Below are 10,831 nucleotides of genomic sequence, written 5' to 3'. Positions count from 1 at the left end.
CGCATCGTGCGACCCTGTCGGATGCCGCATCGTGCGACCCTGTCGGATGCCGCATCGTGCGACCCTGTCGGATGCGGCATCCTCAGGCCCGCAGACCCGGCGCCGTGGTGTATAGAGCCCCGATTCCTCTCCGCACCCGCCCCGATGTCGCTGCGTCCCTCCCTGCTCGATCCCCTGTTCGCCCCCGCCACCGTGCTGCCGGGGGCCGGCCCCAAGGTCGCCGTGCTGATCGACAAGCTCGTCGGCACGCCGGAGCGGCCGGCCCGGGTGGTCGACCTGCTGTTCCACCTGCCCCAGCGCGGCATCGCCCGGCAGCTGCGCGGCTCGATCGCCGAGGCGCCGCCGGGCGAGCCGGTGACGCTCGGCGTGACCGTGGTCGCCCACCGCCCGCCGCAGATGGGGGGCGGGCGAAAGCCGTTCCGGGTGCTGGTCGAGGACCAGACCGGCGACATCACCCTGGTGTTCTTCAACCTGCCCCGCGCCCGCATCGAGAAGATGCTGCCGCTCGGCAGCCACCGCTACGTCTCCGGCCGGATCGAGCTGTGGGACGGCTTCCGGCAGATGGTGCACCCGTCGCGCATCCTCGACGAGAAGGGGCTCGCCGACCTGCCGGCGGTGGAGCCGATCTACGGCGCCACCGAAGGGCTGACCTCGCGGGCGATCGGCAAGCTCGCGGTCGCCGCCCTCGACCGGCTGCCGACCCTGCCGGAGTGGCAGGACCGGTCGTGGCTCGACCGCCAGGACTGGCCGGCCTTCGCCGACGCGCTCTGCACCGAGCACCGCCCGGCGGAAGCCGCCGAGACCGAAGAGGATCTGAAGACCCCGGCCCGCCGGCGCCTCGCCTACGACGAGCTGCTCGCCTCGCAGCTCGCCCTGGCGCTGGTGCGCAGCCGGATGCACCGCCCGGCGGGCCGGACCAATGTCGGTGACGGGACGCTGTCGCGACGGATCGAGGCGGCTCTGCCGTTCGGCCTGACGGGAGCGCAGACCCGGGCGCTCGCCGAGATCCGCGGCGACATGGGCTCGGACCGGCGCATGCTGCGCCTGCTCCAGGGCGATGTCGGCTCGGGCAAGACCGCGGTGGCCTTGCTCGCGATGGCCTCGGCGATCGAGGCCGGGCGGCAGGCCGCGATGATGGCACCGACCGAGATCCTGGCCCGCCAGCACGCCGAGCGCCTGCGGCCGATGGTGGAGGAGGCGGGGTTGAAACTCGCACTGCTCACCGGCCGCGACCGGGCGGCGGAGCGGCGCGCGACCCTCGCCGGCCTCGCCGACGGCAGCATTCACGTCGTGGTCGGCACCCACGCGCTGTTCCAGGACGACGTCGCCTTCCACGATCTCGGCCTCGCGGTGGTGGACGAGCAGCACCGCTTCGGCGTGCATCAGCGCCTGGCGCTCGGGGGGAAGGGGGAGGCGGTGGACATCCTGGTGATGACCGCGACCCCGATTCCCCGCACCCTGGCGCTGACCTATTTCGGCGACATGGAGGTCTCGGTCCTCGACGAGAAGCCGGCCGGCCGTCAGCCGATCAAGACCGTGCTGGTCTCGACCGACCGCATCGAGGAGGTGACGCTCGGCCTGGAGCGGGCGCTCGCCAAGGGCGACCGGGTCTACTGGATCTGCCCCCTCGTCGCCGAATCCGAGTATGTCGACCTCGCCGCCGCCGAGGAGCGGTTCTCGGGCCTGCGCGAGCGCTTCGGCGACGCGGTCGGCCTCGTCCACGGCAAGATGCCGGGCAAGGACAAGGACGAGGCGATGGAGCGCTTCGTCAGCGGCGAGACCAAGATCCTGGTCTCGACCACGGTGGTCGAGGTCGGCGTGGACGTGCCGCAGGCCACCGTCATGGTGATCGAGCATGCCGAGCGCTTCGGCCTGGCGCAATTGCACCAGCTGCGCGGCCGGGTCGGCCGGGGATCGGGCGCCTCGACCTGCCTCCTGCTGTTCAAGGGGCCGCTCGGCCAGGTCGCCCGGGCGCGCCTCGAGATGATGCGCGAGACCGAGGACGGCTTTCGCATCGCCGAGGAGGATTTGCGCCTGCGCGGCGAGGGCGAGGTGCTGGGCACCCGGCAATCGGGGCTTGCCGCCTTCCGCCTCGCCCGGCCGGAGGCGGACGGCGACCTGATCGTGGCGGCCCGCGACGACGCCCGGCTGATCGTCGAGCGCGATCCCGGGCTCAAGACGGAGCGGGGCCACGCCCTGCGGGCGCTGCTCTACCTGTTCGAGCGGGACGCGGCGGTGAAGCTGTTGCAGGCGGGGTGAGGGCACGCGGCCGGCAGACGGACGGCCAGCGAATACTGTGCTCCCAAACACGACCTCATCCTGAGGCGCGAGCGCAGCGAGCCTCGAAGGAGGCCTCCAGCGACCAGCGAGGTTTCTGGATGCCTCCTTCGAGGCTCGCTGCGCTCGCGCCTCAGGATGAGGTCGAGGGAAGGACAACCCGGGATTCGGCGATCCCGGCAGGCCTGGTTCAGAATTCCGGCTCGTTCAGCACCCGCGTGCCGATGCGGCTCTGCAGGTCGATCGGGGCGCCGGTCTGCTGGCCGGCGGCATCGACCTCGATCACCGGGACGCCGGCACCGCGCATCTGCTCGCGCAGGCGCTCCGACAGCATGCGGAAGGCGCCGCCGGTGTCGCGGGGCGGGACATGCAGAAGCACTGCCGCCGGACGCGGCATCATCGCCAGGACGTCGTCCGCCGCCTCCAGGGAGGCGGTGACGCTGGCATAGCCCAGCTCGGCCAGTTCGGCGGAGAGGGCCCGGTCGACGGCACGGTGGCCGTCGTCGACGACGAGAACTTTTTGCAGCGCACCCATGGTCAAGCGTTAGCCGATCGCGTGCCTCTCGTGAAGGCACCGGAGCAGTAACGCTGTGAGCCGACGAAGGTTCACCGCCGTCGCGCGGACAAGACCGCCCGACCACCCCGGACCGGGCCCGGTGATGAGCCGTCAAACGACTGGCGCACCTGAGCTTTTCGCAGTTGCGAAAGGGTCAGAAAAATTTATCGGGTGCTACGCGATCTCCGTGACGGCGGTGGCGACCCCGGCGAAGAGCGAGGCGCGGAACCGCGACTCCATCCAGCCGTCGGGATTTTCGTCCTGAGTGATGCCGCGCCGCAACATGCGGGCGGCGCAGGCCGGCCCGCGGAAGCTCAGGCGGCCGTCCGGATCGCGACGCAGCTGGATCAGGCCGCCGCGGTCCGTGGCGAGCGCGGCCCGCTCCGGGGCCGCCAGAACGAGGCCGACATCCTGGGCGTCGCGCCGGCCGCAGAGCAGGGCGACCTCGTCGAAGGTGACGATGTCGACCACGCCGGGGCGGCCCGGCAGGCGGGAGCTGAGGCGGCAGGGTGCCCGGTGGACGTAGGCGAGGGTGCGCAGGCGGCCCGGCACGGTGGTGCGGGCGAAGCCCGCTTCCATCCAGGCCGGGGCGACGAGATGGGTCGGCACCGGCTGGTCGAGGGCGGCCGAGAGGGCGCCCGCATCGAAGACCGGGTGGCATTCGAGGGTCGCGCCGGCGAGCAGCGCGGCGGTGAGGCCGGTGGCGAGGCCCTTGAGGTCGCTCGGCGGCAGCAGGCTGAGGATCCGCTCGCCCGGCTCGACCCGCAGGGGCACGAGGCAGCCGGCGGCGGCGGCCGTCAGCGCCTCGGCCTCGCGCACCACCGCCAGGGGGGGACCCTCGGGCTCGGGCGGGGGACCGGCCGGGCGGGCCGATGCGGGACCCGGGGCTGCGCCCGGAAACGCGAAGGTGACGAGGCCGCCGGCCGACCCTGTGCCGAGGGACGCGGCATCGCCCCGGTGGTCGAGCACGACCTGATCGAGGCTGAGCACCCCGTCGGGCACGTAGGGCCCGAAGGCGGCGACGAAGCGCAGGGGGAAGTAGCGCAAGGCGACCCGGCACATCTTTTCCGCCGGCCGCTCCGCGCCGAGCACCCCTTGCGTCAGGACGGCGAGGATCTGCGCCGCCTCGACGGCCTGAAGGAGGCGATCCTCGTCCCAGGTGACCGGCAGCGGGCAGGGGACGTGGCCGGCCTGCTCGATGGCGAGGAAGGCGAGATGCGCCTCGGCCATGCCGGCCATGCACAGGCCGACGGGGCTCCGGGGTGGCAGCCGCAGCATCTGGAGGCCTTCGGCCAGCCGTGCGACGATCTCGCGGGCGGCGGCGTAGGTCCAGGCGATGGCCGGGCGGCCGCACCAGGCGGGCTTGCTCGCCTGGTCGACGAGGGCGATGCGGGCGGGGTGCCGGTCGGCGACGGCGGCGAGCAGCGCGCCCAGCCCCATGGCGGGAGGAGCCTCGGGGGCGGGAGCCGGGGCGGCCGCGAGGGTCGCCCGCGCCGAATCGGGGAGGGACGACGCGTCGTCTCGTCTCATCGTCGCCTGAGCCGCCACCGTCGCCACCTTCGTCCGCCTGCCGCATCGGGCATCCTGCCCAGGCATGGTTAAGGGCGTTTTAACCGTGCCGGCCCCTCGCGGTCCGCGAAGGGATCGGCTAAGGGGCGCCTGCGGTCGGCGGCCGAGGCCTTGCCTTCGCCTCAATCCGGGGGAAAGCAGGCGCCCCGGAGGCCGGGCGGAGCCCTTCGGCCGCGCTCCGCTTGCTGCCGGCGCACCCGCATCCGCGCGGGTCTCGCGCGCCAAAGGCCACCGACGTCCTGCCGTTTGAGGGGTCCACTCCTGATGTTCTTCGCGAATCGTCCCGCGCGCCCGAACCAGGCCGCCATTGCCTTCGCCCTGGCCGGCCTCGGGCTCGGTCTCGCGACCGCCCCGGCGCTCGCCCAGCCCAAGAAGCCCGCCGCCCCGGCGCCGGCCGCGCCCGCCCCGGCGGCGCCCGCCGGCCAGGCCCAGCAGACCGGCCCGATGGTCGTGCAGGTGAAGCCCGAGCCGTCCCAGGCCGACTGGACCAAGGTCTGCGGCAAGGACCAGGGCAGCGGCAACGAGGTCTGCTACACCACCCGCGACTTCGTCTCCGACCAGGGCCAGGCGGTTCTGGCCGTGGCCGTCTACGACATGAAGGGCCCGCAGGGCGCCAAGGTCGTGCGCTTCCTGATGCCGCTCGGCCTGCTGCTGCAGCCCGGCATCCGCTTCGCGGTCGATACCGGCCAGGCGACCCCCGGCCGCTACGCCGTCTGCTTCCCGAACGGCTGCTTCGCCGAGGCGCCGGGCCTGAAGGACGACGTGGTCAACGCGATGAAGAAGGGCACGACCCTGAACGTCAGCGTGCAGAACCAGATGCAGCGCGAGGTCACCTTCGCGGTGCCGCTGACCGGCTTCGGCAAGGCCTTCGACGGCGCCCCGATCGACCCGAAGGTGCTCGAGGAGCAGCAGAAGAAGCTCCAGGCCGAGCTGGAGAAGCGCAGCGAGGAGATGCGCAAGCAGCTCGAGCAGAAGGGCGGCGCCCCGACGGCTGCGGCTCCGGCGAAGTAAGGATCACGCCAGCGTCGCGGGCCGGACGGCCCGCGACCGGATGCACGAAGGGCCGGGCGGTCGACGCCCGGCGCTTTCGTCGTTCTGCCCGACGGACGCGACATCCTCCATCGTCGTTCCGGGGCCGCGCAGCGAAGCCCGGAATCCGGAACCGCGGGGGCTTCAGGACGGAGCGGATCGGATCCCGCTTTGTTTTTCACCGTCCGAGCTTCTGGATCCCGGGCTCCGCTGCGCGGCCCCGGGATGACCCTGTGATGGGTCGAGGACGCGCCGTCTCGACGACGTCCCGAACCTCAATTCGCCGCGTCGCTCCGCAGGCGGTAGCCGCCCTCCTCGTCGCGCTCGAACATCTCGGCGATGCGGGCGTGGCGCAGGGCCTCGCCGGAGCGGTCGGGCACCAGGTTCTGCTCCGAGACGTAGGCGACGTACTCGGTGTCCTGGTTCTCGGCGAGCAGGTGATAGAACGGCTGGTCCTTGGACGGCCGCACCTCCTCGGGGATCGCCTGCCACCATTCCTCGGTGTTGGCGAAGACGGGGTCGACGTCGAAGATGATGCCGCGGAACGGGTAGATCCGGTGGCGCACGACGTCGCCGATGTTGAACTTGGCGAAGCGGATGACCGCACCGGACGGCACGGCGTCGGGCTGCGGGGCGGGCATGGCGGAGGAGGTTTGTCCGGAAGGCATGGGCGTCACATAGGATCACGGGGGCGGGAATGCACCGGCGCAGGGTCTGCGCACAAGGTAGCCCCCGTCCCCGAAGGTCTCACGATACCGGGAGCCGAGGATCCCGGTTCCAACGATCCCGGCTTAAGCCTCCAGGCCGTAGGCCCGGGCGAGGTCGGGATCCTTGGTGGCGACGAGGCGGGCGAGGTTCACGATCACGCTGGCCTGCTTCCAGGTGGCGTCGTCCTGCATCTTGCCGTCGAGCATCACCGCGCCGGTGCCGTCGGGCATCGCCTCCAGGATGCGCTTGGCGAAGCCAACCTCGGCCGGATCCGGCGCGAAGACGCGTTTCGCGATCGCGACCTGGCTCGGATGCAGGGTCCAGGCGCCGGCGCAGCCCATCAGGAAGGCGTTGCGGAACTGCACCTCGCAGGCCGCCGCATCGGAAAAATCGCCGAACGGGCCGTAGAACGCCTTGATGCCGTTGGCCTGGCAGGCATCGACCATCCGGGCGATGGTGTAGTGCCAGAGATCCTGCTGCACGCTCGCCCGCTCGGCCGAGCCCGGCGCCGGATCGGCGATGACCCGGTAATCCGGATGGCCGCCGCCGACCCGGGTGGTCTTCATGCCGCGCGAGGCCGCGAGATCGGCCGGCCCCAGGCTCATCCCGTGCATGCGCGGCGAGGCGCAGGCGATGGCGTCGACGTTGGCGACGCCCTCCGCCGTCTCGAGGATGGCGTGGATCAGGATCGGCTTCGTAACCCCGGCCTTCGCCTCGAGCTGCGCCAGCAGCTGGTCGACGTAGTGGATGTCCCACGGCCCCTCGACCTTCGGCACCATCACGACGTCGAGCTTGTCCCCGACCTCGGCCACGATCTCGATCAGGTCGTCGAGCAGCCACGGCGAGTTGAGGGCGTTGACGCGGGTCCACAGCCCGGTGCCGTGAGCGGCGAAGTCGGTGTCCCGCGCCATGGCGATGAAGCCCTTGCGGGCGTTCAGCTTCTGGTCGGCCGGGACCGCGTCCTCGAGGTTGCCCAGCACCACGTCGACCTGGGTCGCCAGCTCCGGCACCCGGGCCCGCACCTTGTCGTTGTGCGGCGGCACGAAGTGGATCATGCGCTCCAGGCGCACCGGCAGCTCGCGGAACGGGGCCGGGGCTCCGGAGGCCAGGGGCTGGAAGAAGCGGCGCGGCAGTTTCATGGGGGTCTCTCCAGCCTCCGTCGCGGCCGGCCTCGCGGAGGTCCGGCCGTGACGGAGGGTTAGTGCAGGCCCGGCGCGGCCGTAAAGGGGCCGCGCATCGGCAGATCGTCGGGCGGGGCGGGAGCCGGCGCCGGAGGGGCTCCACTTTCGGGCGGGATCCCGTCGCCTTTCGGGGAGGCGGAGCGCGCCTTTGCCCGCCGGGAGGCGGGCATGACGTCACCCGACTTGTTTCGGATTCTTTTCCTCAAGTCATCGCATGTCGACTTGCGGCACTTGATTTTGAAGCTATCATCGAGAGTGCCGGGAGGGGACAGCAGATCCCGGCCGGCACGGCGGCCGGATTGATCATCGGCCGGAGACCTCGGCGCCACGACCTGGCGGGCACAACGGAAAACCTGTGCGCAGGTGCTTTTTCGCACATGCGGGATGGAACGTGCCCCGAGCCGCGGCGTTCAACGGCCGAGGCGGGCGGCGGAGGACAAGAACCATGTCCCGAGAGATGAATCGGCGCGGGCTTGCCGGCGCCGCGATGGTCGCGCTCGCCCTGGGAACCGTCCTGCCGGTGCAGGCCGGGACGGTGGCGGACCGGCAGCGCTCGACCGTGCGGGCGAGCTTCACGGCGGGGGACCTCGCGGCGGCCCGGCCCGAGGGGCTGCCCGCCTCGGTGCGGCTGCCGGGCGACGATCCGGCGGCGTTCCGGACCTTCCTCGACGGCGCCGCCATGGCGTCACGCGAGCCCTGGCTCGCCCTGTCCGGCGGCGGCGAGAACGGCGCCTTCGCCGCCGGCCTGCTGAAGGGCTGGACCCGGGCCGGCAACCGGCCGGATTTCGGCGTCGTCACCGGCGTCTCCACCGGCGCACTCATCGCCCCCTTCGCCTTCGTCGGCGCCTCGCAGGACGCGGCTCTGGAGAAGGCCTACACCGAGACCTCCGCGGCGGACGTGTTCGAGTTCGGCGGCGGCCAGGAGAGCCTCACCGACACCTGGCCGCTCAAGCGCGGCATCGAGCGCAGCGTCACGCCCGCCCTGCTCGAGGCGGTGGCGGCCGAGCACCGCAAGGGCCGGCGGCTCCTCGTCGTCACGACCGAGCTCGATTCCCTGCGCCCGACCCTGTGGGACATGGGCGCCATCGCGGCAACCGGCGGCCCCGCGGCGCTCAAGCTCTTCCGCGAGGTGATGCTGGCCTCGGCGGCGATCCCCGGCATCTTCCCGCCGGTGATGATCGAGTCCACCGGCCCCGGGGGCAAGCGCTTCCAGGAGATGCACGCCGATGGCGGCGCCACCGCGCCGTTCTTCGTCGCCCCCGGGCGCATGCTGCTCGAACCCCTGGCGGGCGCCCCCGCCGGCGAGGATCACCTGCCGGCGCCGGCGGTCTACGTCGTCGTCAACACCTCGCAGGCGCCGGATTTCCAGGTCGCGCAGCGCTCGATGCTGAGCATCCTCGGCCGGTCGCTCTCGGCGATGATCAAGGCCCAGACCACCGGCGCCATCGCGGTGACCAAGGCCTTCGCGGCGCGCACGGGGACGGTCCTCCACGTCGCCACCATCGACCAGCGCTTCCCCCAGGTCTCGCAGGCCCCGTTCGAGCAGGGCTACATGCGGGCTCTGTTCGCCCATGGCGAGCGGCTGGGGAAGGCCGGCACCGCCTTCGACTGGTCGCCCGATGCCCTCACCACCAGCGCGACGGGGCGTAGCGCCAGCAACGCGCCGTGACATCCGTGGCCGGGACCTCGCGGTGACGCAGAGGATTCCGGCGCCGCGCGGTCCCGGGACGAGGCGCAGGGCATGTCCCACGTGTCTTTTCGATGTGTCTTTTCCACGTGCCGTGGAGCTCCGTTTGCCTCTATGATCGAAGCAACGATCAGGGACGCGGAGGAGCGCCGGATGGCCGAGGGATCCATGAGGAAGGGGTCCGACCTGCTGGTGGCCGCCCTCGAGAACGAGGGCGTGGACCGGATCTTCGGCATCCCGGGCGAGGAGAATCTCGACGTCGTCGAGTCCCTGCGCTCCTCGAAGATCGAGCTGGTGCTGACCCGCCACGAGCAGGCGGCGGCGTTCATGGCGGCGACGCACGGCCGGCTCACCGGCCGGCCCGGCGTCTGCATCTCGACGCTCGGGCCCGGCGCCCTCAACTTCACCACCGGCGCCGCCTACGCCCATCTCGGCGCGATGCCGATGTTGATGCTCACCGGCCAGAAGCCGATCATGAGCGCCCGCCAGGCGCGGTTCCAGATCGTCGATGTGATCGCGGCGATGCGCCCGCTCACCAAGATGACGCGCCAGATCGTGTCCGCCGCCTCGATCCCGACCATCGTGCGCGACGCCTTCCGGGTCGCCACCGAGGAGCGGCCCGGGCCGGTCCACCTCGAACTGCCCGAGGACATCGCCGCGGAGGAGGCGGACGTCGCCCTGGTGCCCTCGCACCCGATCGACCGGCCGGTGGCGAACCCCGCCGCGATCGAACGCGCCGCCGCGATGATCCTGCAGGCGAGGCGCCCGCTGATCATGATCGGCGCCGCCGGCAACCGTCCGCGCCTCGTCGACCCCCTGTCCGACTTCGTGCGCCGCACCCGGATCCCGTTCTTCAACACCCAGATGGGCAAGGGCGCGGTCACCGGCGGCTCGAACCTCTATGTCGGCACCGCGGCTCTGTCGGAGCGCGACTACGTCCACGAGGCGATCGACAGCGCCGACCTGATCCTCTCGATCGGGCACGACACGATCGAGAAGCCGCCCTTCCTGATGGGCCGGGTCGCGGGCGGGCCGCGGGTGATCCATGTCGGCTACGTCTCGGCCAGCGTCGAGCAGGTCTTCCACCCCGATGCCGAGGTGGTGGGCGACATCGGCGCCACCGTCACGGCGCTCGCCGACCGGCTCGGCGGACGGCTCGATCCCGAGCCGGCCCTGCTCGACATGCGCCAGCGCATCCTCGCCCGCATCAACGACCGCGCCGAGGAGGACCGCTTCCCGGTGACGCCCCAGCGCCTCGTCCACGACGTGCGGGCGGTGATGCCGGAGGACGGCATCGTCTGCCTCGACAACGGCATGTACAAGATCTGGTTCGCCCGCAACTACCGCACCCACGTCGCCAACACGCTGCTCCTCGACAACGCGCTGGCCACGATGGGCGCCGGCCTGCCCTCGGCGATGATGGCCAAGCTCGTCCACCCGGAGCGCCGGGTCATGGCGGTCTGCGGCGACGGCGGGTTCATGATGAACAGCCAGGAACTCGAGACGGCGGTGCGCCTGAACCTCGACCTCGTGGTGCTGGTGCTCGACGACCGCGCCTACGGCATGATCCGCTGGAAGCAGGCGGTCGACAAATTCCCCGATTACGGCATGACCTTCGGCAACCCGGATTTCGTGGCTTACGCCGAATCCTACGGCGCCAAGGGCCACCGGGTGGAATCCGCCGCGGCGCTGGCGCCGACGCTCGAGGCCGCCTTCGCGGCGGGCGGGGTGCATCTGGTGGCGGTGCCGGTCGATTACTCCGAGAACACGAGGGTGCTGGTCGACGAGCTCGGCGGGCACGCGCCGCAGGTCGAGCCGGGCTAG

At 71.9% G+C, this 10,831-nt stretch carries 8 protein-coding genes; 4 read left to right on the top strand and 4 right to left on the bottom strand.

Annotated features, from left to right (window positions below):
- Positions 1 to 144: 144 nt before the first annotated feature.
- Positions 145 to 2,259 carry an ATP-dependent DNA helicase RecG gene (gene recG, locus BM430_RS12265; RefSeq protein WP_093567540.1) on the top strand — a complete coding sequence of 705 codons (2,115 nt, stop codon included), beginning with the start codon at positions 145 to 147 and terminating at the stop codon, positions 2,257 to 2,259.
- 208 nt (positions 2,260 to 2,467) lie between these two features.
- On the opposite strand, the gene BM430_RS12260 is transcribed toward recG, so the two are convergent.
- Together BM430_RS12260 and BM430_RS12255 are read right to left on the bottom strand one after the other, a co-directional pair.
- Positions 2,468 to 2,812, bottom strand: coding sequence for a hypothetical protein (locus BM430_RS12260; RefSeq protein ID WP_093567539.1), 345 nt, complete (start codon positions 2,810 to 2,812; stop codon positions 2,468 to 2,470).
- Positions 2,813 to 3,007: 195 nt separating this feature from the next.
- A complete protein-coding gene (locus tag BM430_RS12255; RefSeq protein WP_244539456.1) occupies positions 3,008 to 4,363 on the bottom strand; it encodes an AMP-binding protein in 1,356 nt (451 codons plus the stop codon).
- Positions 4,364 to 4,666: 303 nt separating this feature from the next.
- On the opposite strand from BM430_RS12255, the gene BM430_RS12250 reads away from it, so the two are divergent.
- Positions 4,667 to 5,413, top strand: a complete 747-nt coding sequence (locus BM430_RS12250) for an invasion associated locus B family protein (protein ID WP_093567538.1) — start codon at positions 4,667 to 4,669, stop codon at positions 5,411 to 5,413.
- Between the two features lie 293 nt (positions 5,414 to 5,706).
- Here the strand turns inward: BM430_RS12250 and hspQ are convergent, their stop codons facing one another.
- Both hspQ and BM430_RS12240 read right to left on the bottom strand, forming a co-directional pair.
- Entirely contained in the window at positions 5,707 to 6,072 is a 366-nt protein-coding gene (gene hspQ, locus BM430_RS12245; RefSeq protein ID WP_093567537.1) for a heat shock protein HspQ, read from the bottom strand.
- A 150-nt stretch (positions 6,073 to 6,222) separates the two neighbouring features.
- The gene (locus BM430_RS12240; protein ID WP_093567536.1) at positions 6,223 to 7,278 is read right to left on the bottom strand and encodes an HpcH/HpaI aldolase/citrate lyase family protein; all 1,056 of its coding nucleotides are present in this window, start codon (positions 7,276 to 7,278) and stop codon (positions 6,223 to 6,225) included.
- A 487-nt stretch (positions 7,279 to 7,765) separates the two neighbouring features.
- On the opposite strand from BM430_RS12240, the gene BM430_RS12235 reads away from it, so the two are divergent.
- Both BM430_RS12235 and BM430_RS12230 read left to right on the top strand, forming a co-directional pair.
- Positions 7,766 to 8,989 (top strand): patatin-like phospholipase family protein, encoded by a 1,224-nt coding sequence (locus BM430_RS12235; RefSeq protein WP_093567535.1) that lies wholly within the window; start codon positions 7,766 to 7,768, stop codon positions 8,987 to 8,989.
- Positions 8,990 to 9,175: 186 nt separating this feature from the next.
- Positions 9,176 to 10,831, top strand: a complete 1,656-nt coding sequence (locus BM430_RS12230) for an acetolactate synthase large subunit (protein ID WP_093567654.1) — start codon at positions 9,176 to 9,178, stop codon at positions 10,829 to 10,831.

The sequence above is a fragment of the Methylobacterium sp. 174MFSha1.1 genome, from assembly GCF_900116815.1.
Classification (GTDB): Bacteria; Pseudomonadota; Alphaproteobacteria; order Rhizobiales; family Beijerinckiaceae; genus Methylobacterium.
The sequence above is the reverse complement of the archived record's forward strand: the minus strand, read 5'-3'. Positions and strand labels throughout refer to the sequence as shown.